19 protein-coding genes and 1 pseudogene are annotated in these 21,978 nt (G+C 62.7%); 10 read left to right on the top strand and 10 right to left on the bottom strand.

Translation table 11 applies throughout. The features are described from left to right. The first annotated feature begins 137 nt into the window (after nt 1-137). Entirely contained in the window at nt 138-1,514 is a 1,377-nt protein-coding gene (locus AC5O5I_RS14470) for an L-serine ammonia-lyase (RefSeq protein ID WP_494511008.1), read from the top strand. 116 nt (nt 1,515-1,630) lie between these two features. Here AC5O5I_RS14470 and AC5O5I_RS14465 read toward each other — a convergent pair whose 3' ends face one another. Continuing rightward, nucleotides 1,631-2,308 carry a DUF3313 domain-containing protein gene (locus AC5O5I_RS14465; RefSeq protein ID WP_172229915.1) on the bottom strand — a complete coding sequence of 226 codons (678 nt, stop codon included), beginning with the start codon at nt 2,306-2,308 and terminating at the stop codon, nt 1,631-1,633. Between the two features lie 127 nt (nt 2,309-2,435). On the opposite strand from AC5O5I_RS14465, the gene AC5O5I_RS14460 reads away from it, so the two are divergent. Both AC5O5I_RS14460 and AC5O5I_RS14455 read left to right on the top strand, forming a co-directional pair. Next, a complete protein-coding gene (locus AC5O5I_RS14460) occupies nt 2,436-2,732 on the top strand; it encodes a type II toxin-antitoxin system RelE/ParE family toxin (protein ID WP_494511007.1) in 297 nt (98 codons plus the stop codon). Continuing rightward, nucleotides 2,713-3,018: a helix-turn-helix domain-containing protein gene (locus tag AC5O5I_RS14455; protein WP_172229921.1), complete on the top strand. Its 306-nt coding sequence runs from the start codon at nt 2,713-2,715 to the stop codon at nt 3,016-3,018. The genes AC5O5I_RS14460 and AC5O5I_RS14455 overlap by 20 nt, the downstream gene beginning before the upstream one ends. Before the next feature lie 33 nt (nt 3,019-3,051). Here the strand turns inward: AC5O5I_RS14455 and AC5O5I_RS14450 are convergent, their stop codons facing one another. From AC5O5I_RS14450 to AC5O5I_RS14440, 3 genes are all read right to left on the bottom strand, one after another. Further along, nucleotides 3,052-4,347 (bottom strand): NAD(P)/FAD-dependent oxidoreductase, encoded by a 1,296-nt coding sequence (locus tag AC5O5I_RS14450; RefSeq protein WP_172229924.1) that lies wholly within the window; start codon nt 4,345-4,347, stop codon nt 3,052-3,054. A 13-nt stretch (nt 4,348-4,360) separates the two neighbouring features. Next, nucleotides 4,361-5,449, bottom strand: coding sequence for a polyamine ABC transporter substrate-binding protein (locus tag AC5O5I_RS14445; protein ID WP_494511006.1), 1,089 nt, complete (start codon nt 5,447-5,449; stop codon nt 4,361-4,363). A 168-nt stretch (nt 5,450-5,617) separates the two neighbouring features. Then, complete coding sequence (locus tag AC5O5I_RS14440) at nt 5,618-6,976, bottom strand: glutamine synthetase family protein (protein WP_172229930.1); 1,359 nt, start codon at nt 6,974-6,976, stop codon at nt 5,618-5,620. 182 nt (nt 6,977-7,158) lie between these two features. On the opposite strand from AC5O5I_RS14440, the gene AC5O5I_RS14435 reads away from it, so the two are divergent. Both AC5O5I_RS14435 and AC5O5I_RS14430 read left to right on the top strand, forming a co-directional pair. Then, entirely contained in the window at nt 7,159-8,058 is a 900-nt protein-coding gene (locus tag AC5O5I_RS14435; RefSeq protein ID WP_172231716.1) for a helix-turn-helix domain-containing protein, read from the top strand. Between the two features lie 142 nt (nt 8,059-8,200). Continuing rightward, nucleotides 8,201-10,111, top strand: coding sequence for a DEAD/DEAH box helicase (locus tag AC5O5I_RS14430; RefSeq protein WP_494511005.1), 1,911 nt, complete (start codon nt 8,201-8,203; stop codon nt 10,109-10,111). 128 nt (nt 10,112-10,239) lie between these two features. Here AC5O5I_RS14430 and AC5O5I_RS14425 read toward each other — a convergent pair whose 3' ends face one another. Further along, nucleotides 10,240-11,625, bottom strand: coding sequence for an aldehyde dehydrogenase family protein (locus tag AC5O5I_RS14425; protein ID WP_172288362.1), 1,386 nt, complete (start codon nt 11,623-11,625; stop codon nt 10,240-10,242). A gap of 108 nt (nt 11,626-11,733) precedes the next feature. Here AC5O5I_RS14425 and ptrR point away from each other — a divergent pair, with 108 nt between their 5' ends. From ptrR to AC5O5I_RS14410, 3 genes are all read left to right on the top strand, one after another. Then, on the top strand, nt 11,734-12,603 hold the full coding sequence (gene ptrR / locus AC5O5I_RS14420) for a putrescine utilization regulator PtrR (RefSeq protein ID WP_494511004.1): 870 nt from the start codon (nt 11,734-11,736) through the stop codon (nt 12,601-12,603). Nucleotides 12,604-12,724: 121 nt separating this feature from the next. Continuing rightward, entirely contained in the window at nt 12,725-13,168 is a 444-nt protein-coding gene (locus tag AC5O5I_RS14415; RefSeq protein ID WP_172230206.1) for a flagellar hook assembly protein FlgD, read from the top strand. 314 nt (nt 13,169-13,482) lie between these two features. Next, a complete protein-coding gene (locus AC5O5I_RS14410) occupies nt 13,483-14,004 on the top strand; it encodes an acyloxyacyl hydrolase (RefSeq protein WP_494511003.1) in 522 nt (173 codons plus the stop codon). Between the two features lie 32 nt (nt 14,005-14,036). Here the strand turns inward: AC5O5I_RS14410 and AC5O5I_RS14405 are convergent, their stop codons facing one another. The 3 genes and pseudogenes from AC5O5I_RS14405 to AC5O5I_RS14395 form a co-directional block, all read right to left on the bottom strand. Beyond that, complete coding sequence (locus AC5O5I_RS14405; RefSeq protein WP_494511002.1) at nt 14,037-16,157, bottom strand: TonB-dependent siderophore receptor; 2,121 nt, start codon at nt 16,155-16,157, stop codon at nt 14,037-14,039. A 272-nt stretch (nt 16,158-16,429) separates the two neighbouring features. After that, on the bottom strand, nt 16,430-17,320 hold the full coding sequence (locus AC5O5I_RS14400; RefSeq protein ID WP_172286444.1) for a universal stress protein: 891 nt from the start codon (nt 17,318-17,320) through the stop codon (nt 16,430-16,432). Between the two features lie 126 nt (nt 17,321-17,446). Beyond that, nucleotides 17,447-17,854, bottom strand: a pseudogene (locus AC5O5I_RS14395) (TolC family protein); the annotation flags it as partial. 168 nt (nt 17,855-18,022) lie between these two features. Here AC5O5I_RS14395 and hisN point away from each other — a divergent pair. Beyond that, nucleotides 18,023-18,814, top strand: coding sequence for a histidinol-phosphatase (gene hisN / locus AC5O5I_RS14390; protein WP_494511001.1), 792 nt, complete (start codon nt 18,023-18,025; stop codon nt 18,812-18,814). A 134-nt stretch (nt 18,815-18,948) separates the two neighbouring features. Next, the gene (locus AC5O5I_RS14385; RefSeq protein ID WP_172233025.1) at nt 18,949-19,680 is read left to right on the top strand and encodes a hypothetical protein; all 732 of its coding nucleotides are present in this window, start codon (nt 18,949-18,951) and stop codon (nt 19,678-19,680) included. Between the two features lie 2 nt (nt 19,681-19,682). Here the strand turns inward: AC5O5I_RS14385 and AC5O5I_RS14380 are convergent, their stop codons facing one another. Together AC5O5I_RS14380 and AC5O5I_RS14375 are read right to left on the bottom strand one after the other, a co-directional pair. Then, on the bottom strand, nt 19,683-20,567 hold the full coding sequence (locus tag AC5O5I_RS14380) for an alpha/beta hydrolase (protein ID WP_494511000.1): 885 nt from the start codon (nt 20,565-20,567) through the stop codon (nt 19,683-19,685). Nucleotides 20,568-20,661: 94 nt separating this feature from the next. Then, entirely contained in the window at nt 20,662-21,642 is a 981-nt protein-coding gene (locus AC5O5I_RS14375) for a LysR substrate-binding domain-containing protein (protein WP_494510999.1), read from the bottom strand. Nucleotides 21,643-21,978 lie beyond the last annotated feature (336 nt).

Below are 21,978 nucleotides of genomic sequence, written 5' to 3'. Positions count from 1 at the left end.
CCACTAAAGGCTTGCTTAGAAAGTTTCGTTGGTCATCCGTTACCCAGGGCGTCAGTATCACGCAAAATCGCGTCAAAGCTCAATTTCTCTAGATACCCGTGCTTTGGATACATATCAAGGTACGGTCAGGCATTAGTATGGCTATCAGTGTTTTCGACCTCTTCAAAATCGGCATCGGGCCCTCCAGCTCCCACACTGTCGGCCCCATGCGGGCAGCGGCGACATTTGCCCAGGTCCTGCGCGAGCAGGGGCTGCTGGCAGGGGTAACGCGCGTCGAAGTGCGGCTGTATGGCTCGCTGTCGGCTACCGGGGTGGGCCATGCTACCGACCGTGCCTGCCTGCTGGGGCTGATGGGCCAGTGGCCAGACCGTATCGACCCGGCCACCATCGAGTCACGCATCGGTCAGGTGCTGCAGGAGCAGTGCCTGATGCTCGATGGCAGCCACCCGCTGGCGTTCGAGTACGCACGCGACATGTTGTTGCTCGACGAGAACCTGCCGTATCACCCCAATGCCATGAGCCTCGAAGCCATGGGCGGGCAGGGCAGTCTGTTGCGCCAGACCTACTATTCGGTGGGTGGCGGCTTTATCGTCGAGCAGGCCGAAATCGATGCGCCGGCGGACGCTGCGAATGCAGTGGCATTGCCTTACGAGTTCGACAGTGCTGCCCGGCTGCTGGCGTTGTGCAAGGCGCACAACCTGAGCGTGGCGCAACTGATGATGGCCAACGAATGTGCCTGGCGCCCGGAAGCCGAGGTGCGTGAAGGCCTGCTGCGTATCTGGGCTGCAATGCAGGATTGCGTAGATAACGGGCTGCGCAACGAGGGCATCCTGCCTGGCGGTCTGCACGTCAAACGTCGCGCGGCCCGGTTGCACCGCAGCCTGCAGGAGCTGGGCAAACCCAACGTGATCGGCTCGACGCTCAGCGCCATGGAATGGGTCAACCTGTTTGCCCTGGCGGTCAACGAAGAGAACGCCGCCGGTGGGCGCATGGTGACCGCGCCTACCAACGGTGCTGCCGGTATCATCCCGGCGGTGTTGCACTACTACATGAAATTCAACCCGACCACGAGCGATGCCGATGTGGTGGATTTCCTGCTTGGCGCAGCGGCTGTCGGCATTCTCTGCAAGAAGAATGCATCGATTTCCGGCGCCGAAGTCGGCTGCCAGGGCGAGGTGGGATCGGCCTGTTCGATGGCCGCTGCCGGCCTCGCCCAGGTGCTGGGTGCCACGCCACCCCAGCTGGAAAACGCGGCCGAGATCGCCTTGGAACACAACCTCGGGCTGACCTGCGATCCGGTCGGCGGACTGGTGCAAGTGCCGTGCATCGAGCGTAACGCGATTGCTGCGGTGAAGGCGATCAACGCCGTGCAGATGGCGCTGCGTGGGGATGGTGAGCACTTTATTTCACTCGACCGGGTGATCCGCACCATGCGTGACACCGGCGCGGACATGCATGCCAACTACAAGGAAACCTCTCGGGGCGGCCTGGCGGTTGCGTTCGTCGAGTGTTGATTCTGCCGTAGGAGCAGCCTAGCGCTGCGAAGAGGCCGGTAGCTGAAGTAGTTTCTGCATTCCTGAACCGGCCTCTTCGCAGCACAAGGCTGCTCCTGCAGTGTCCGCTGCAAGGCTTAGCGGGCTTTCTGCTTCGCCTCGATGAAGCTGGCGCGCATGTCCTTGGCCCAGCCGTCCAGTACTGGCTTGACGTCATTCAAGGTCAGTTTCTGGGTATCGTTTTCAAGTTCCTGACCCGCGCCTTTGCGCACCACCTGGGCCAACACCTTCTGATTGGCGCCATCCAGGAAGGCAGCCTCCACACCCACATCCACATCCTGGTCACGGCCACCGGTGGCCGTGTTCACGCCTGCCGCAATCAGCGCGATGGGGATCACCTCATACGGCCTGAGCCCCTCGTTGCTGGTGGACACCGCAGTAATTGCCGGGCGCACCACGATTACCCCCGGGCCGGGGCCCTTGGCCAGTGGCATCACGCTACCGATTTCACGGCGCAGCGCTTCATTGAAGTAGCGGGTGATCTCCTGCAGCGTCTGCGCCGAGATGACGGCTGTCGGCTGCGGCTTGGGGTAGAACTGGCTGGGCTCGACGAACACCTGGCTGTACTGGTTGATGTTGGCCTTGGGGTCGATCCAGCGCATTACCGGGTCACCCGACGGGCTCTTGGCTTCTTGCAGCCGGCTGTAATCCTTGAGGAAGCCGGAATAGTCCTTGGGGTCAACGCTATGGCTGGAGCAGGCGGCTACGGCAAGCAGCGCGGCGCACAACAGGGTAAGGCGGGGCAGTGATTTCATGATGAAGAGGCATCCATGAGAGGTCGGCCAGAACAACGCTAGCAGGTGCGAGACGGTTGGCCAGTGGGCATCGCGTGTCCAGGCGGCGAAATTTCCTACCGATACATAGGATCACGCCAACTAGTCAATGTGCAGAGGCCTGGTCGATGCAAGCCTGGGTGGGGAGTTGTTCAAAAAACGCGTAGCTGCGCAGGGTATGGGCAAGCGTGGTGGTTATCGAACCCTGGTTTCCGCCCGCATCGGCAATCGCTGTGTGTTCCTGTATGGTTTCGCCAAAAGCGACAAGGCCACTATCACGCAGGAAGAGCAAAAGGCGCTGCAATTCGCAGGCAAGGTTTTTCTGGACTTATCACCGTTGGCGCTTGGCCGGGCGATTCTAGCGGGTGTGTTGATGGAGGTCTGCTGTGAGCAGCAAATTGATTGAATCGTTACGTGAGGACCTTGTTGCGCTGCACAAGGCCGGGGCAGTCGGCAAAGTCACCCTTCGCGATTACGAAGCGCTGTGTCCCGCGCCCGTGCGGGATTTCAGCGCGCTGGACATCCGTCGATTGCGCGAGGCGCTCAACTTCAGTCAACCGGTCTTTGCGATGCATTTACATACCAGTGCGTCGACGGTTCGCAAATGGGAGCAGGGCGAGACAAGCCCTTCCGGGCCTGCCTTGAAGTTGCTGAATGTCATTAAAGACAAAGGCCTGCAGGTTCTTCTTTAAGCCTCCATTTGCCCCGAAGCGGCTGCCTGGCTGCTACCCCAGCACCTCGCGCAACCGGTACCACAACATTCCCAGGGCCAGCAGCGGCGAGCGCAATGCCTTGCCGCCAGGGAAGGTCAGGTGTGGTACGGCGCTGAACACATCCAGGCCCTGGCTATGGCCGACAGCAATGCCTTCGGCCAGCAGCTTCGCCGTCCAGTGGGTCACGTTCAGGCCATGCCCGGAATAGCCTTGAGCGTAATACACGTTCGGGTATTGGCTGAGTCGCCCGACCTGAGGGAAGCGGTTGGCGGTAATGCCGATCATGCCGCCCCATTGGTAGTCGATGCGCACATTGGCCAGTTGCGGGAACACCTTCAGCACCTTTGGTCGCATATACGCGGCAATGTCCTTGGGGTCGCGCCCGGAGTAGTGGCAGGCGCCGCCGAACAGCAGGCGGCGGTCTGCGGTGAGGCGGTAGTAGTCCAGGCCGACCTTCTGGTCGCACAGCGCCATGTTCTGCGGGATCAGGCTGCTGGCCAGTGCCTTGGGCAATGGCTCGGTAGCGACCACGTAGCTGCCGGCCGGTAGCACCTTGCCGCTCAAGCGCGGTTCCAGTTCATCGAGGTGGGCGTTGCAACCCAGCACCAGGCTGCTCGCCCGTACCTTGCCGCGTGCGGTATGCACGGCAACGCTGGGGCCGTGCTCGATGCGCAGTACCGGGCTCTGCTCGAAAATGCGCACACCCAGGCCATGGGCGGCGCGGGCTTCGCCCTGGACCAGGTCCAGCGGGTGGAGGTGGCCCGAGCCCATGTCGACCAGGCCGCCGGCATACTGGTCGCTGGCAACGATCTCATGCAATTGGCCGGCGTCGACCAGGCGGGTTTCAGGGCGGTAGCCCAGCGCGGCCAGGTCATCCTGTTCATCCTTGAAGGCCTCGAACTGGGCGGGGGTGTTGGCCAGCTCACAGAATCCCCAGCGCAGGTCGCAATCGATGCCGTACTGGGCGATGCGGCTGGCGACCAGCGCCACAGAGTCGATGCCGGCCTGCTTCAGGTAGCGCACGCCATCCTGGCCGACATGCCGGGCGAAACCGCTGACGTCGTGGCCGATGCCGCGAATCAGCTGGCCACCATTGCGCCCGCTGGCGCCCCAGCCGATGCGTCGGCCTTCCAGCAGTACCACCGACAGGCCGCGCTCGGCCAGCTCCAGGGCCGTATTGACGCCGGTCAGCCCGCCGCCGACCACGCACACGTCGGCCGTCAGTTCGCCGTCCAGGCTGGGGTAGGGCGCTGCATCGCGAGCCGTGGCGGCGTAGTACGATGCGGTGTGTTGGGTATCGAAAGACATGGGCGTTCTCGGCTCAGCGATTGGACTTGATCTTGCTCCACGAGCGGGTCATGAGGCGCATGATCTTCGGGCTCGGGGTGCTGGAGATGTACAGCTTGTCCAGCACGTCCTGGGGTGGGTAGATCTCGGCGTTGTGCACCAGTGATGCATCCATGTAGGCCTTGGCGTCCGGGTTGGCGTTGGCATAGCCGACCGTGGCGCTGACCTTGGCGATCACCTTGGGGTCGAGCAGGTAGTTGATGAAAGCCAGGGCCTGGTCGGGGTTGCTGGCGTCCTTGGGGATGGCCAGCAGGTCGAACCACAGGTTGCTGCCTTCCTTGGGAATGCTGTAGGCGATGTTCACGCCGTTGTTGGCCTCCACGGCGCGGTTGGCAGCCTGGAACACGTCGCCGGAGTAGCCGAAGGCCACGCAGACATCGCCGTTGGCCAGGTCGGAGACGTACTTGGAGGAATGGAAGTAGGTGATGTACGGGCGCAGCTTGAGCAAGCGGTCTTCGGCTTTGGCGTAATCGGCCGGTGATTCGCTGCCCGGGTCCAGGTCCAGGTAGTTGAGCATGGCCGGGAACAGTTCGTCGGGCGAGTCCATGAATGCCACGCCGCATTGCTTGAGCTTTTTCAGGTTCTCGGGCTCGAACAGCACCGCCCACGAGTCGATATGGTCGACGCCCAGCGCCGCCTTGACCTTGTCGACGTTGTAGCCGATGCCACTGGTACCCCACAGGTAAGGCACGGCGTACTGGTTACCCGGGTCGTTCTGTTCAAGCTGCTTGAGCAGTTTGGGGTCCAGGTGCTGCCAGTTCGTCAGCTTGCTGCGGTCCAGCGGCAGAAACGCACCGGCCTGGGCCTGGCGAGCGAGGAAGTGGTTGGACGGCACCACCACGTCATACCCGGTACGCCCGGCCAGGAGCTTGCCTTCGAGGGTTTCGTTGGAGTCGAACACGTCATACACCACCTTGATCCCGCTGCTGGCCTGGAAGTCGGCCAGAGTGGTGTCACCTATGTAGTCGGTCCAGTTGTACACGCTGACGCTGGGGACGGCGTGGGCGGTGGTGGCGAACAGCAGGGTGAATGCAGCGGGTATCAGGGTTTGCAGATGACGCATGGGGACACCTCGTTGGTCTTGTTCTTCGAGTTCGGTGTTAAAGGGGGCTGCTTCGCAGCCCAATCGCCGGCAAGCCAGCTCCCACAGGTACAGCGCTGGCTTCAGGCTCATGGGTAACCTGTGGGAGCTGGCTTGCCGGCGATTGGGGTGCAAAGCACCCCCAGACGGTCAGACGCTCATCATCAGGAACTCGCGTTCCCACGAGCTGATCACCCGCTTGTAGTTCTCGTGCTCGGCACGCTTGACTGCCACGTAGCCCTGGACGAACTGCTTGCCCAGGTACTCCTGCACGGTCTCGCAGTCCTCCATGTGCTGCAGCGCGTCCTCGATAGTGATCGGCAGGCGCAGGTTGCGCCGCTCGTAGGCACGGCCCTGCACCGGGGCACTGGGGTTGATCTGCTCGACCATGCCCAGGTAGCCGCACAGCAGGCTGGCGGCGATGGCCAGATACGGGTTGGCATCGGCGCCCGGCAAGCGGTTTTCAACGCGCATTGCCTCGGGGCTGGAGGTGGGCACCCGCAGGCCGGCCGTGCGGTTTTCTTCACCCCACTCGACATTGACCGGTGCCGAGGTGTCCGGCAGGAAGCGGCGGAACGAGTTGACGTTGGGGGCGAACATCGGCAGCAGCTTGGGGATGTACTTCTGCAAGCCGCCGATATGGTGCAGGAACAGCTGGCTCATGCTGCCGTCTTCATTGGCGAAAATCGGCTTGCCGGTCGCGATGTCGACCACGCTCTGGTGCAAGTGCATGGCACTGCCCGGCTCGTCGGTGATCGGCTTGGCCATGAAGGTGGCGGCCACGTTGTGCTTGAGCGCCGCTTCGCGCATGGTGCGCTTGAACACGGTGATCTGGTCGGCCAGGTCCAGCGCGTCGCCGTGGCGGAAGTTGATCTCCATCTGCGCCGGGCCGTCTTCGTGGATCAGCGTGTCCAGGTCCAGGCCCTGGATTTCGCACCAGTCGTAGACGTCTTCGAACAACGGGTCGAATTCGTTGGCGGCATCGATCGAGAACGACTGGCGGCCGCTTTCGGCACGCCCGGAGCGCCCCAGCGGGACTTGCAGCGGCAAGTCCGGGTCTTCGCAGCGTTTGGTCAGGTAGAATTCCATCTCGGGCGCGACGATCGGCTGCCAGCCTTTTTCGGCGTACAGCTTGAGCACCTTCTTCAGTACGTTGCGCGGCGACAGCTCGATTGGGTTGCCTTGCTTGTCGAAGGTGTCGTGGATCACGATCGCGGTCGGCTCGATGGCCCACGGGATCTGGTACACGGCGGTGGGGTCGGGGCGGCAGACCATGTCGATGTCGGCGGCGTCGAGCAGGTTGTAGTAGATGTCATCGTCCACGTAATCGCCAGTGACCGTCTGCAGCAGCACGCTTTCGGGCAGGCGCATGCCACGTTCGTGGAGGAACTTGGCGGTCGGCGCGATCTTGCCCCGGGCAATGCCGGTCAGGTCGCTGATCACGCATTCGACTTCGGTGATGCGGTGTTCTTTCAGCCAGGTGGACAGCTGATCGAAGGGGGCGTTCATACAGACCTCTTGGTTGGGTTTTAGTGTGGGAGCGCGGTGCCTGTGCCAGCCGTTGCACGGTTTCGAAGACGTTGCGCTTCCCAGGTGACGCACTGGAGACTATCTTGGTCGCAGCCCCCAGGGGCGATCTATCCACTTTCTTCGGCATCGAATGCACCATAAGAGTGCACACAGGACAATGCGTGACAACCGCCAATGCGTTGCAGGTCCAGGCTTACCACACCACCGACGTTACCGAGCAAGTGCGGGCCACCCCTGGCTGGCAGCAACAGTACCGGCAGATGTCGCCGGGGCATTTCAGCGGCGAGCTGCGTTGCCTGGGGCTTGAGGGCGTGGAGGTGTACGAAGAAAGGCTGAATACTCGCGTCGAGCAGTTTTTTCGCGCGCCAAGCGGCTCACTGGCGTTCTGTTTCGACCGCAGCGAAAACAGCCTGTACCTGCTGAACGAACAAAGCCGCAATATCTGGATCACCCCGGAGAACTACCAGGAAGTGGCCGTGGTATTCGACCAGGGCTTCCTGGCCGACCATGGGCTGGACCCGCAGCGCCTGGAAGGGTTGTTCATGGTACCGCTTGGCAGCGGGCAGAATGCGCTGTTCGGCAGCTGGTTGAGTGCCACGCTGACCCGCCTCAGCCAGGCCGATTGCCCGCTGCAGGGGCAGGCCTTGGCAGAGCAACTGCTGGAGGACTGCCTGTTCATCCTCGACAACGCCTGCCAGCGCTTGCAGGGCGTGGCGCTGGGGCGACGTGACGAAGAACGGGCGATCATGCACCGGGTCAGTGAATGGGCCGCCGATTGCCCGGAGGAAACGCTCAACCTGGTGGAGCTGGCGGAGGTTGCCGGGGTTTCCCTGCGCCAGCTGCAGCAGGCGTTCAAGGCATTTACCGGCATGCCGCCGGCGCAATGGCTGCGATTGCGCAGGCTCAACGGTGCGCGGCGTGATTTGTTGCGCGGTGGGGACGTGACCGTAGCCGAGGTGGCGATGCGCTGGTCTTTCTGGCATTTGGGAAGGTTTTCAGAGAGTTACCGGCAGTTGTTCAAGGAGTTTCCGAACGAGACGTTGAAGCGCGGCAGGGGTTGAACCGGGTGCCCGTGCTACCTGCCTCTGCGCGTTACATTCAGGAGCGGTTTCACCCGCGAAGAGGCCGCCCCGGGCAACACTGAGACCAGCATTGCACCGCGAAAATTGCTATGGTGCCGTCCTGTTTCCACCCGAGGTGCCGATGTTCTACCTGCCTTTGCCCAGCGACCAGGCCGACCGCCTCGCCAGCGAACCCACCACTGACTTTTTCACCACCGCCAGCGTCCTGGACGCTGCCGCCGTGCTGTTCGTGCAAAACCTGCCGCGCCAGCCCGCCACCGCCTCGGCAGATGCGCAAGAGCGCCGTTTCGCCGAAATCGTGCGCATCGCCAATGAAGTCGAAAGCGCGGCACCCGGGCGCTTCCAGGGGCAGGTGGCGCAGCACTTCGATCACGAAGCCTTGGCCATGGGCCTGGGCATGCTGGGCGAAAACGGTATCGCCTTGCTGTCCCCCGAGGTGCAGTACAAGGCTGAAGAGTTGCTGGATGCCGAGGGCCAGTGGAATTTCCAGTTCGCTGACCTGTACCGCCAACGCGCCACACCGCTGCACCCTGTGTCCCTGCCGGCCTTGGCCAGTGACCTGAAACTCAGCGACCAGCAGAATCGATTGTTACGCGAATTTCTCAGTGGTATCGACGAGTCGGTGGCAGTGCAGGGCTTCGCCGGCACTGGCAAGACCTTCCTGATCCACCAGTTCGCCCGCCTGCTCGACCCGCAGCGCACGTTGCTGCTGGCCCTTACCGAGGGCCAGTTGCGGGCGTTGCAGGCGCGGGTCAAGGACGCCACAGCGTACACCGCGCTCACCTTCGGTCAGCTGGCGGACGAGCTGCTGAACCGTGACCTCACCAGCAATGGCTGGCGCCTGCGTGACCCTTACCGCACAAAGCGCTCGTGGCGCCCGCAGGACGCGCAGGTGGCGCAATGGCTGGCGATTCCTGATATCGGGCCACTGGCCGCTCGCGATGTGGTTGGCTTGTGCATCCGCGCCGTGCGCACGTTCTGCCACAGTGCTGACACCCAGTTGCAGTTGCACCACCTGCCATGGGCCGGGCCGGGCACGCACCCACTGGACCAGGAAGTGCTGCTGGAGAAGGCGCGGCAGTACTGGCAGGAGCTGATTCGCCCGTCGGCGCGGGAAATCCAGCTGCCGGTGCGCGATTATCATCGGGTCAAGCTGCTTGCACTGACGGGCTATGTGATCGACAGCCGCTACAGCCATGTCATCGTCGACGAGGCCCACGAGCTGTCGGCACCGATGCTTGCCGTGCTCGACCGCAGCCCGCAGTCGATCATCGCTCTGGGCGACGAGTTGCAGAACCTTAATGGCCTCAGCGCGCACCATGGCAGCTTCATCCGGCAACGCTGCATCGACCACTCACTGCGTGCCGGCCCGGCGATGGACAATGTGCTGAACCCACTGATTCAGGCACATCCGGCGGCGATCCAGGCGGCATTCAGTGGCAGCGCCGAGCATTACACCCGGGTCAGTTTCTTCGACACGGTGACGGTGCCGGAGCAGCCCACGGCGCTGATTGTCGATGACGAATGGGGTTTGTTTGGCTGGTTTCAGCGCCTGACTCACCAAGGCGTGCCGTTCGTGTTGCTGCAAAGCGCCCGCAAGGACTTCGAACTGTTCGTCGAGGACTGCATCGAGCTGTACCGGCATGGCACACGGCCGCGCCATCCGATGCTGTTTCGTTATGCCAGCTGGCAGGCGCTGGAGCAGGACAAAGGTGATGACAAGGCGTTCGTTGCCGTGGCCACCATGCTGCGCAAGGGCTATACGCCGGAGCACTTTGCCAAGGCCAAGAGCCGCTACCGCTGGGACAAGGCGCCCAAGCTGTTCCTGGGGCGGGTACGGGATGTGAAAAACATGGAGTTTGCCCGGGTGATGGTGTCGCCAGAGCTGATGGTGCCGCCGCAGGTGGCGGGCAACCGCAATGAACGGGCGCGGATGCTGGCGGGCTTGTATACCGCCTGTTCGCGGGCGCGGCATGAGCTGATCGTGCCGGGGGGGATGCTGGACTGGGTCAAGGACCAGGTTCGGGATTGAGGTCCTGGGGGCCTCGCAGCTTCACATAACTTACTGATTCAGCAGGGTACGCGGAGCGCCCAGCATCAGTGTCCTGTAGGAGCGGCCTTGTGTCGCGATGGGCCGCAAAGCGGCCCCCTGGCCTTGAATCAGTTACGATCCAGCCACACCGTCTGGGCATTGGTGAACTCACGCACACCAAAGTGCGACAGCTCCCGCCCGAACCCGCTCTTCTTCACACCGCCAAACGCCACGCGGGGGTCGGAAGCGCAGTAGCCGTTGATGAACACGCCACCGGTATCCAGCGCTGCCGTCATGCGCTCGGCCAGTGCATAGTCGGCGGTGTAGATGGTCGAAGCCAGGCCGAACTCGCTGTCGTTGGCCAGCTCCACGGCATGCTCGGCATCCCGCGCGGTGATGATCGCCGCCACCGGCCCGAACAGCTCCTGCTTGAATGCTGTCATTTCTGGGGTGACGTTGGCGAACACGGTCGGTGCATAGAAGTTGGCCACGCCTTCGACCTTGCTGCCACCCAACAGCAGGGTGGCGCCTTCGGCTAGGGTCGCCTGAACCTGGCCATCCAGCTCGTCGCGCAGGTCATAGCGGGCCATCGGGCCGATGTACGTGTCGTCTTCCAGCGGGTTACCCAGTTTCAGCTGGCGCGTGGCTTCTACGAACTTGCGCGTGAATTCATCGACGATGCTTTCTTCGACGATCAGGCGTTTGGCCGCAGCGCAGACCTGGCCGGTGTTCTGGTAACGGCCAATGACTGCCGCCTGCACGGCAGCATCCAGGTCAGCGTCAGCCAGCACGATGAACGGGTCGGAACCTCCCAGCTCGAGCACGCACTTCTTCAGCGCGGCACCGGCCTGGGCGCCAATCGCCATGCCGGCGCGCACGCTGCCGGTCAGGGTCACGGCGGCGATGCGCGGGTCGTTGATGGCGCGGGTGACGCCGTCCGGGGTCACGTTCAGCACCTCGAACACGCCTTCCGGCAGGCCGGCATCCTTGAACAGCTCGCCCATCAGGTAAGCGCTGCCCATCACGTTCGGTGCGTGCTTGAGCACGTAGGTGTTGCCGGCCAGAATCGCCGGCACAGCGCCGCGCAATACCTGCCAGACCGGGAAGTTCCACGGCATCACGGCAAGGATCGGGCCCAGCGGGCGGTATTCGATGCGGGCTTTTTCAACCTGGGTCGGCTCGGCGGCGAGCATGGCCGGGCCATGTTCGGCGTACCAGCGGCACAGGCCGACGCATTTGCTGACTTCGCCACGGGCCTGAGCGACGGGCTTGCCGATTTCGCGGCTGATCATTTGCGCGAACGCTTCGGCCTTGGCTTCGAGAGTGCTGGCCAGGGCCAGCAAGTACTCGCTGCGCTGACCCAGCGACACCTGGCGCCACTGGCGGTAGCCGACCTTGGCACGTTGCAGCGCCGCCTCCAGTGCGGCGTCGGTGTCGAACGGGTAGGCGCCGATCTGCTCGCCGCTGTACGGGTCGAGGGAGATGGCGTGGGTCAGGCTGCTGATCGCGCTCATGGCGGGACACTCTCGTTGTTGTTAATCAGGTGACGCCAGACTAGTGGGCTATGGGTTTAATGAAAACTGAATAATAATGAGCGAAACATTCACGTTTGGAGAAAGGCCGTGGACCTGGTGCAACTCGAGATTTTCAAGGCCGTTGCCGAGCACGGCAGCATCAGCGCCGCCGCACAGCACATCCATCGGGTACCGTCGAACCTGACCACGCGCATCAAGCAGCTGGAAGAAGACCTGGGCGTGGAGCTGTTCATTCGCGAAAAGAGCCGTCTGCGCCTGTCGCCTGCTGGCTGGAATTTTCTCGAGTACACCCGGCGCATCCTCGACCTGGTGCATGAAGCACGGCTGAGCGTGGCCGGTGATGATCCGCAGGGCACCTTCGCCCTCGGCTCGCTGGAAAGCACGGCGGCGGTGCGCATTCCAGCCTTGCTGGCGGCGTATAACCAGCGCTACCCCAAGGTTGACCTGGACCTGTCCACCGGGCCTTCCGGGACCATGCTCGAAGGCGTGCTGTCTGGTCGGCTGGTGGCGGCGTTCGTCGATGGCCCCGTGCTGCACCCCACGCTGGAAGGCATGCCGGTGTTCGAGGAAGAGATGATGGTCATCGCGCCGCTCAACCACGCACCCGTCACCCGCGCCCAGGATGTGAACGGCGAAAGCATCTACGCTTTTCGCGCCAACTGCTCCTACCGCCACCACTTCGAAAGCTGGTTCGTGCAGGACCAGGCGGTGCCGGGCAAGATCCACGAGATGGAGTCTTATCACGGCATGCTGGCCTGCGTCAGCGCTGGCGCAGGCCTGGCCATGATGCCGCGCAGCATGCTCGACAATATGCCAGGGTGCAGCACGGTCAGTGCCTGGCCGATGTCGGAGGATTTCCGTTACCTGAAAACCTGGCTGGTCTGGCGCCGGGGCACGGTGTCGCGCAGTTTGAGCATGTTTGTGAAATTACTTGAGGAAGATCGCGTAGCTTTATGATTTAAAGCATTATTTTTCTTAAAGTGCGAATTTCATTCAGCTGACCCTGCATCCCCACGAACACCGCTGCGCCTGGAGGATCAGATATTAGGTAAGCCATCCTCGAAAGGAGGGTCATACCATGCGTAACCATCACTATGCCCTTGGCGCGGCGCTGCTGATCACCCTGGCCATGCCATGGACCCTGGCCGCCGCTGCCGACCTCAATGCGCCCATCGACATGCAGGCGGTGCAACTGCAACCGCAGGAACAGCACGGCGTGCGCTATGTGCAAGGCGGTATCGGCCAGGATGAAGCCAATGCCCTGCGCAAGCTGCCGGGCTATGACCTGCACGTGGAACTCTCTACCGGGCCGGAAGGCAAGTTCCAGAGTGGCGCCACGGTCGATATCGACAATGCCCAAGGGCAAACCGTGCTCAGCGTCAGTGATGCCGGGCCTTTGCTGTATGTGCAGTTGCCACCAGGCAAGTACAAAGTCACCGGCAACGCCCAAGGTCAGACGGTACAGCAACAGGTGAGCGTGAGCGGCAAGGCGCCTGCGACCGTGAACCTGAACTGGCGTTGATCATCGCCATCTTGCGGGGCAGGGGCTTGGGTGAATGCCAGACCGTCAAGCAAAGGGGCCGCCTTGCGGCCCATCGCCGCGGTTCGTCGCCACGACAAGCCAGGCTCCCACAAGTACGGCGCATGGCTTGCCGGCGATGCGGGGCTTGGGTGGTGAATTCGCCAATAGTGGCAATTCACTTTCAACTTTCTGTTTATCTGGTCAATAATCGGAAAAGTATTACTCCGTGTGACTGGTCGGGATGCGCCAGTCACCGCATAAGACCGAGGGGCCAGAGCCCCCGCTTGCCGTGTAGACCATCAGGAGAGTCGTTGATGAAAACCCGTCTCGCAGCTTCGCTGGCCGCTGCAGTGCTGGCCTGTGTCGGGGCCAACCTGGCCCAGGCCGCGCAGGTGTCCGGCGCCGTAGGGGCCACCAGCCAGGGCGACATGACATACCGTATCGGCCTGTCGTTCGACTGGGACACGAAGTGGCTGGAAAGCAGTACCGGGCATGTGACCGGTTACTGGGATGCCGGCTATACCTACTGGGAGGGTGGTGACGCCAGTGGCGCGCATTCGCTGTCGTTCAGCCCGGTGTTCACTTACGAGTTCAGCGGTTTCACCTACACCCCGTATATCAAGGCCGGCATTGGTCTGGCAGCGTTTTCCAAGACCGAGGTGGGTGACCAGCGCCTGGGTTCGTCGGTCAACTTCGAGGACCGTATCGGTTTTGGCCTGAAACTGCCGGGGGAGCAGAAGGTGGGGATCCGCGCGATGCACTACTCCAACGCAGGGATCAAAGAGCCTAACGACGGCATCGAGTCGTACTCGCTGTTCTACAGTAAGGCTATCTGAACAACCGGGGCCGCAAAGCGGCCCCACCTGCATCAGAAGGTGTAGGAAATCCCTGCCTGCACCGTCCGCGGTGCCCCCGGATAGGCGTAAAGGTTGAACGCCCCCTCGTCATACTCCTTGTTGAACACATTCTTCACGTCCAGGTTCAGGCGCACGTGCTCGTTGACTTTGTAGAAGGCCAGCAGGTCGACCACGGTGTACTGGTCCATGTTGTAGGTCACTGCCTCGGTCTGGCCATTGCGGTCGTCCACGTATTTCACTCCCATCCCCAGCCCAAGGCCCTTGGCGAAGCCGTCCTGGAACTCATAGGTGTTGAGCAGGCTGAAACTGTTGCGCGGAATGTTTGCCAGGCGCGTGCCGGTAGGCAGGCGGTTGTCCTTGGTCACTTCGGCATCGACATAGGCGTAGCCGCCGATCACACGCCACTCGGGGGTGATGTTGCCAGCGATGTTGATATCCAGGCCACGGCTGCGCACCTGGCCGGCGGCGACACTGAAGTTGGGGTCGACCGGGTCGCGGGTCAGCACGTTTTCCTTGACGATGTGATACACCGCCGCATCGACGCTCAGCTGGCGGTCAAGCGCCTCCCACTTCACGCCCAGTTCGTATGACTTGCCCTTTTCAGGGTCGAAGCCACCACCGCCGGCCGGGGTGCCAGTGTTGGGCTTGAACGAGCGCGCGGTGTTGGCATAGACCGCGACCGTGTCGGTCAGGTCATACAGCAGGCCGAAGCGCGGGGTCACGCCGTTTTCGCCCTTGTCGAAATCACCGGCATTGTTCAGCTTGTTGTCGTAGTCATGCTCGAAGCGCTCGAAGCGCACACCCGCCAGGGCCTTGAGGCGCTCGGTCAGCGCCACCTGGTCCTGAATGAAGAAGGCCCAGGTCTGCAGGTTTTCCTTGTCCCAGGTGGTGGTGCGCACCAGTGCCGGGCGGGGCTGGCCCAGCACCGGGTTGTAGATGTCTATCGGGTAAGGAGCAGAGGAGCGGCGGATGATCGAGTTGTAGTCGTAGTTCTCGTACTCCACGCCGGTCAGCAGGGTGTGGCTGAACGCACCGGTATCAAAGTGGCCGGTCAGGTTCAGTTGCCAGTCGCGGTCGGTCCATTCCAGCTTGCGGTAGTTGAAGTTGCGTTGCAGGGTGCGGCCGTCTGCCGGTGCGCCATCGGCTTCCACGGCGTTACCTTTGAGCGAGCCATCGAGGAACTGGAAACCACCGCCCAGCGTCCAGTTGTCGTTGAGCAGGTGCTCGAAACGCACTTGGGCCATGTTGTTGTCGTTGTGCAGCAGGTTGTCGCTGCCTTTTTCCCAGATATAGGTGTCGCGCGATGCGCTGCCGGTCTGGGTGGCGTAGCGGGTGAGGCCGCGGTCCAGCGGGTGGTTGTTGCGCATGAAATCGCCCTCGAAGACGATTCTGGTGCTGTCATTGACCTGCCAGCTGAGTACCGGCGCCACGTCATAGCGCTCGCTTTCCACGTCGTCACGGAAGCTGTCGCCGCCTTCGCCCAGCAGGTTCAGGCGGTAGGCCAGCGAACCGTCCTGGTTCAGCGGCCCGGTAGCGTCCAGGGTGGCCCGGTGCATGCCCTGATCATCGAACTGACTGCCCAGGGTCACCTTCGACTCGGGCAGCGGTTGCTTGCTTACCACGTTGAACGTACCACCGGGGTCGCCACGGCCGTACAGGCTGGTGGCCGGGCCGCGGATCACTTCCAGGCGCTCGACGGTGTTGGCGTCCGGTGCGTTGGGGTAGCCGCGGTTGATCGGGAAGCCGTTGCGGTAGAACTCGCCTGTGGTGAAGCCGCGCACGGTGAAGGTGGTCAGGCCCTGGCCGCCGAAGTTGTTGGCGCGGCCGACACCGCCGGCGTAGTCCAGGCCATCTTGCAACCGTGTCGCGCCGGTGTCGGTCAGTACATCCTTGGGCACCACGCTGACCGACTGCGGCGTTTCGTGCAGGGCGGTGTCGGTGCGGGTGGCGCTGGCCGAGCGGGTCGCCATGTAGCCATCGACCGGGCCGTCGGCGCGCTCGCTGTCGGCGCTGCCGGTGATGCTCAGGGCCTGGAGTTCTATGCGGGCGGGGTCGCTGAGCGGCTCAGGCTCGGCAAAGGCCAGCGGGGAGACAGCGTGCAGCACGCAAAGCGAAACGAACGTTCGACGCATCGACGGTACGATCCTGAAGTAGGGCGCTAGGGGAAGGGTGGAATAGTGCCGGGAAACTACTACGAATCATTATCAAATGCATTCTTTTTAAGTGGCACTGGTGTGCCAGATACCAAGCAGCGGGATTTGGGTTTTATTGGTCGCGGGGGCGGGGCGTTTTCGCGGGGATTGCATCAGGGCTGACAGGTGCTTGCCACAGCATTTTCAGCGCCTGTCAGCCCTGATGCAACTCGCCAAAGACCCCAGAATCGGCAGCCTGTAACCCCACTCCCTTACCGACCCCCCTTTATCGCCAGCACATTGCACAGCGGATGCTCCAGCACATGCGCCGTGGTCCCGCCCAGGAAGGTATGCATGGCGTCATGCCGATGGCTGCCCATCACGATCACATCCACCCGGCTGTGGCCAACAAAATGTGCAATCGCCCTGATCGCAGCCCCTTCCAGAAAATGCCGGCGTTCCAGCGGGATCTGGTGATGGTCGCCCAACCGGTTGAACGCTGCCCGCTGCGCCGTCCGCACGCTGCCCTCGAAGCCGGGCATGGTCACCGTACCGGCACCGAAGTCGGCGATGTGCGTCCTGGCCGCATCGCACACATGCACCAGGTGCAGCTCCCCGTTGCATTGCAGGGCCAGGGCATGGGCGCAGTGGATCACCTGCTCATCCAGGTGTTCGCCAGCGCCAAGGCTGTTCAAGTCCACAGCGGCGGCGATCTGCCGGGGCAGGGGCAGGCGGATGTCACTGACCAGGTGCACGGCGACCGGGCTGTCCTTGAGCAGCTGCCAGTCCAGCGGTGTTACCAGCAGACGCTTGAGCACCGGTTCGTGTTGCACATCCTTGACCAGCAGGTCGCACCCCAGCAGTTCTATCCGTTGCAGCACGCTGCCCAGTGGGTCGCGGGTCAGCAGCAGTTCGGTGGACACGTCCAGGCCGGCATTGCCCAGCTGCTCGGCCTGGTCCGCCAGCCACTGGCGGTTATCGCCCAGCAGCCGTTGACGTTCGTGGCCGTCACTCATCAAGCCAAAGGTGTCGACATCGTCGACGACTACGTTGATATCCAGCAACGCACCGCAAGATTCCGCCAGCGCCGCCGCGCGTTGCAGCGCTGGCGTGTGGCGCATCTGCGGGCCGAGCATGACAAACAGACGCTTGAACTGGCTCATCTCACACCTCCACGTGTGGCAGCCCCCCGGTTACCTGATCCTGTTCAGTCTAGACCCTGCGCGCCCGGTAAAACCGCTCACGCTTTTTTTCACTACGCACTGGTATCTCCCACAGGGAGCGCCCCTGCCACCAGTAAAGAACGGCAGGCTGATCTGCGACTGGAACAACCACGTGCCTGAGCCCGCATCGAACAAGCCATTTAGCTCGGGGCTGGTACTACCGGCGTTGGCGGTCAGGCTGATGCTAGGGAAAACGCCGCCCGCGCCACGCCGATGTTGGCGTTGGCCGCCCGCAGCTGGTATTCCGCCGGAAGAATGTCTGGCCGGCTTCGCTGCAGATCGGAAGGTAGCCCGCCGGGCAACCCGGCAATCTGCTCGTCGGCCACGGGCAGGGCCGCCAGATTGTCGGCAACGGTTGCCCCCACCAGCAGCGTCAGCTGGTTGATGTCCTGGGCGACTTGGCGCTTGTAGCGGGCCACCGCAGCCCGGGTCCTGTCGACGCTGGTCTGCGCCTGGCTGGTCGAGCGGCGACACCGCACCGGCGCGGCGCTGGTTGCGGGTCAGGGTTGCAGCGCATCGATATGCTTGTCCAGCATCGGCGCAGCGGTAATGGCATTATAGTGGCTCTTGCCGTGTAGTGACTGGCGCAGTGCGGGTTGTCGGGTATGATGCGGGCCCCATCATTGCCACGAGGCCTGCCCCATGTCCCTGAGTGCTGAACAGATCGGCGAATTCCGTGCCTTTGCCGAGCAGCTGGCCGATGCTGCCGCTGTGGCGATTCAGCCATATTTCCGCGCCAGCCTGGATGTCGAGGACAAGGGCGGGCGCCTGTATGACCCGGTGACCGTGGCCGACAAGGCGGCCGAAGACGCCATGCGTGCGTTGATCCAGGCCCGTTACCCCGAGCATGGCATCCTCGGCGAAGAGGCTGGCGTGGCAGTTGGAAGCAGCCCGCTGACCTGGGTACTCGACCCCATCGACGGCACTCGCGCCTTCATTACCGGCCTGCCACTGTGGGGCACGTTGATCGCCCTGAACGATGGCGAGCGCCCGGTGATCGGGGTGATGAACCAGCCGTTCACCGGCGAGCGCTTTGTCGGCACGCCGGAGGGCGCATGGCGCAGCGGTACACCGCTGAAGACCCGGGCCTGTGCCGACCTGGCCACGGCCACGTTGATGTGCACCACGCCAGACATGTTCGACAGCGCCGAGCGCAAGGCCGCGTTCGAGGCCGTGGCCGGCAAGGCACGGCTGATGCGTTATGGCGGCGATTGCTATGCCTACTGCATGTTGGCGTCGGGCTTTGTGGACGTGATCGTCGAGGCCAGCCTGCAGCCGTATGACGTGCAGGCATTGATGCCGATCATCGAAGCGGCGGGTGGGGTGATCACTGCCTGGGATGGCAGCAGCGCGCAGAATGGCGGGTGTGTGGTGGCCTGTGGCGACCCGGTGCTGCATGCGCAGGTGGTGGAGCTGTTGCGTCACGCCATGTAAGGAATGTGTGTCTGAACAGGCCAGCACAGGTTGCCAATATCTCCAACCACTGCACTTTTTCCGATTTCCGGGCTCTATGCTTGGCCAGGCTGCTCTGATCCCCAGTACAGCCGCCGAATATCGACCCGGTGCCGATGGTTGCAAGCTACCTGAACGTCCTCCCGCGCCTGCTGCTGGCAGGCGCTCTCACATGCCTGGGCGCCTGCACCCACGAGCAAGGCCGTGACATCGTCAGCCAGTTCGGCAACGGCAAGCCCAGCGAGCTGTTCCAGACCAGCGTCGACCGCCTGGCCACGCTGTCGATGCGCGACAACCTGCAAAGCCTGTACCTGCTGATGAACAAGCTGTACCTGCGCAACCCCAACCAGTGGAAGATGTCTGGCTACGTCGACGCCGCCACCGCAGAGCGGCAGATCCGCATCGCCATCGAACAGCGGCAACCCTTGCCGCAATTGGGCAATCGCCGCGACCTGGCGGCCTTGAGCTACGCCCTGAGCCCGGAGTTTCGCGGTGACCGCGTCGGTGCTTTCATCTACGCCATCGGCAGCATGCTGATTACCGCGCACGGTGGGCGTACCGAGTTCTACATGACCGATACCATTGACCCGCTGTTCATCAACAACGCGGCGCGCAATATCGAGAAGGCGACGTGGATGCTCAGCCAGCGGCAGGATGCCAATGGCGTGCTATTGCTGTTCTCCAACGAGATTTCGGAGGAGGGCAGCAACCTGAGTTTTGCGGTGGAGTTCGGCAAAATCGTCGCGCGGCTGGATTTGCTGGCCGAGTTGCTGGATGAGCGCTATCGGCGGATCGGGTTGAATTACGCGCAAAGCCTGCTGTTGATGAACTTTTTGCCGGTGCAGTGACTTCAGAGCAATGCCTGGATGGCACGCCGGTAGCGCTGACCGGCCAGGCTCATGCTGTTGTTGTGCGTAGCCCCCGGCACCAGCAACAGCGTTTTTGGCTGGTGGGCGGCATCGAACAGCTGCTGGCTGAAACGCGGCGGCACGAAGCGGTCATCCAGCCCATGTACCAGCAAAACCGGCAGGCCGACATCCTTGATCTTGTCCAGCGAGTCGAACTTTTGCGACATCAACCAGCGTACCGGGAGTGAAGTATTGGCGACCGCAGCGGCGGCGTCGCCCAATGAGGTGAAAGTGGATTCAAGGATCAGGCCGCGTGCAGGTGCCTTGGCACCGTTTTCTTGCGCCTCACGCGCCAGCTCACTGGCCAGTTCCACCGCCACTGCGCCGCCCAGCGAATGGCCGAAGATCAGGCGCTTGCCGGCATCCGGCTGGAGCTGGGCGAAGCGTTCCCAGGCGATGCGTGCATCCTCGTAGACTGTTGCTTCGGATGGCAGGCCGCCACGGCTCTGGCCAAAGCCGCGGTAATCCACAGCCAGCACCGAATAGCCCATGGCATGCAGCTGCTCGATACGGAACAACTGGCCGGTAAGGTTCCAGCGCACGCCGTGCAGGTAGAGGATAGCCGGGGCATTGGCGCGTTTGGCCGGCCACCACCAGGCGTGCAGGCTCTGGTTGTCAGTGAAACTGCGCGGGCGCAGGTCGAGTTCCTGCACATCGTTGGGCAGGCCGCGGAACCAGCTGGCCTGGCCGGGTTCGATGCGAAACACCAGTTCGCGTTCCTTGTGCTGCAGGACCGCGCAACTGGTGGGCAGGCCGATGACCAGCAGGCTGGCGCACAGCCAGGTAAGCCAGCGGCGGCGCAGGTGGATGAGGAAGAGGGTGGACATGGAAGCTTTTTTAGCAGATGCGCTCGGGTTGATGTGGGAAAGCAGCCGAATGGCGGGGAGGGTTTGATAACAAGTTGTTTCTGGGGTTATGGGTTCAAAGGCTGCGCAAAGATTCCAGCAACGGCCGAAACTCATCCAGCAACCAGTCACGCAACCGCCGGCAGCTGGACTCATGTTCCTTGTCCTCATTGAAGGCCAGGAAATGGAAGGTGTCCTTGAGTACCAGTTCCTCTTCCACCGGCCTCACCAGCAGCCCTTGGGCAACCAGCGGCGCCACCAGGTGGTGCCAGCCCAGCGCCACGCCCTGGTTGCCCAGGGCCAGCTGTACCAGCAGGTTGTAGTCGTTGGCATTGAAAAAGTGCGGCGCCGTGTTGGCGCGGCTTTTCAGGTCGACGTCATGGAAGGCCAGCCATACGTTCCAGTCCACATGCTCGGCCACCTGCGAGCGCCCATAGGGGCTGAGGTTAAGCAAAGTGCCATCGCGCAACCCCTGCAAGGTGCGCACTTCCGGGTGCTGCGCCAGATACTGCGGCGTGCACACCGGGTAGATCACGTCATGGTTGAGCGGGTGCGAGCGATAGCCCGCCTGCACTTTGCCCAGCTTGGTGATGTAGATGTCCGGGCGCACGCCAGGCTCCATCGACAGAAAGTTCTGCGTGGTGACCAGGTTGATGTCGATGTCCGGGTTCTCGTCGAAGAACCTGGACATGCGGGGGCCCATCCACAAGGCCGCGAACGCCGGGGAACAGCACAAGGTGACCACGTGCTTGGTGTTGGTATTGCTGCGGATGCGCTCGGCCGCCTGGGAAATGTTGACGAACGACAACTGCACCGCATCGAAAAAGATCGAGCCGGCCACCGTCAGCTCCACCGCGCGCCCGACGCGGGTAAATAACTCGGCGCCCAGGTAGGTCTCCAGCTCTCGGATCTGCCGGCTGACCGCCGCCTGGGTGACGCACAGCGCTTCGGCCGCGCGGGTGAAGTTCTGGTACTTGGCGGCAGCGACGAAGACTTTGACCGCGCGCAGCGAGGGCATCTTGATCAGCGTCTGATCGGGCTCGGAGTGTCTGACCATGTCGGTAGTGGGAGGTTCTTCGTAGGAGCAGCCTGGTGCTGCGAAAAGGCCCGTACAGGCACCACGGCGCCAGTGTATGAGCCGGCATCTACGCAGCACAAGGCTGCTACCGCATTCAAGGGTGCGGCGGCAGGCTCTGCGCAGGGCCTTTCACGCCGATTGATAACTTCAGGTAATGGTTAGCGTAAATCAAATGTCGTTGGACCCGCTCTGGTTCAGGGCTTAACGTTAAAGCCACGGCGCGACATTGGTGACATCGATGTCGAATAATTTTGAAGCAGGTCATTCTGCGTGCCGGTTTTGACTCACGTTCGAATTTGAACGGACTGCCAAGCG

The sequence above is a fragment of the Pseudomonas sp. 9_2_1 genome, from assembly GCF_059295275.1.
Note: the sequence above shows the minus strand (reverse complement) of the source record. Positions and strands in the feature narration are given on the sequence as shown.

Bases quoted from the DNA above. Each gene is read 5' to 3' on its own strand.
- AC5O5I_RS14460 (WP_494511007.1), top strand. From the start codon at position 2,436: ATGTGCAGAGGCCTGGTCGATGCAAGCCTGGGTGGGGAGTTGTTCAAA.
- AC5O5I_RS14430 (WP_494511005.1), top strand. From the start codon at position 8,201: ATGTTCTACCTGCCTTTGCCCAGCGACCAGGCCGACCGCCTCGCCAGC.
- AC5O5I_RS14405 (WP_494511002.1), bottom strand. From the start codon at position 16,157: ATGCGTCGAACGTTCGTTTCGCTTTGCGTGCTGCACGCTGTCTCCCCG.
- AC5O5I_RS14385 (WP_172233025.1), top strand. From the start codon at position 18,949: ATGGTTGCAAGCTACCTGAACGTCCTCCCGCGCCTGCTGCTGGCAGGC.
- AC5O5I_RS14380 (WP_494511000.1), bottom strand. From the start codon at position 20,567: ATGTCCACCCTCTTCCTCATCCACCTGCGCCGCCGCTGGCTTACCTGG.
- AC5O5I_RS14440 (WP_172229930.1), bottom strand. From the start codon at position 6,976: ATGAACGCCCCCTTCGATCAGCTGTCCACCTGGCTGAAAGAACACCGC.
- AC5O5I_RS14465 (WP_172229915.1), bottom strand. From the start codon at position 2,308: ATGAAATCACTGCCCCGCCTTACCCTGTTGTGCGCCGCGCTGCTTGCC.
- AC5O5I_RS14450 (WP_172229924.1), bottom strand. From the start codon at position 4,347: ATGTCTTTCGATACCCAACACACCGCATCGTACTACGCCGCCACGGCT.
- hisN (WP_494511001.1), top strand. From the start codon at position 18,023: ATGTCCCTGAGTGCTGAACAGATCGGCGAATTCCGTGCCTTTGCCGAG.
- AC5O5I_RS14400 (WP_172286444.1), bottom strand. From the start codon at position 17,320: ATGAGCCAGTTCAAGCGTCTGTTTGTCATGCTCGGCCCGCAGATGCGC.
- AC5O5I_RS14375 (WP_494510999.1), bottom strand. From the start codon at position 21,642: ATGGTCAGACACTCCGAGCCCGATCAGACGCTGATCAAGATGCCCTCG.
- AC5O5I_RS14415 (WP_172230206.1), top strand. From the start codon at position 12,725: ATGCGTAACCATCACTATGCCCTTGGCGCGGCGCTGCTGATCACCCTG.
- AC5O5I_RS14470 (WP_494511008.1), top strand. From the start codon at position 138: ATGGCTATCAGTGTTTTCGACCTCTTCAAAATCGGCATCGGGCCCTCC.
- AC5O5I_RS14425 (WP_172288362.1), bottom strand. From the start codon at position 11,625: ATGAGCGCGATCAGCAGCCTGACCCACGCCATCTCCCTCGACCCGTAC.
- AC5O5I_RS14445 (WP_494511006.1), bottom strand. From the start codon at position 5,449: ATGCGTCATCTGCAAACCCTGATACCCGCTGCATTCACCCTGCTGTTC.
- AC5O5I_RS14410 (WP_494511003.1), top strand. From the start codon at position 13,483: ATGAAAACCCGTCTCGCAGCTTCGCTGGCCGCTGCAGTGCTGGCCTGT.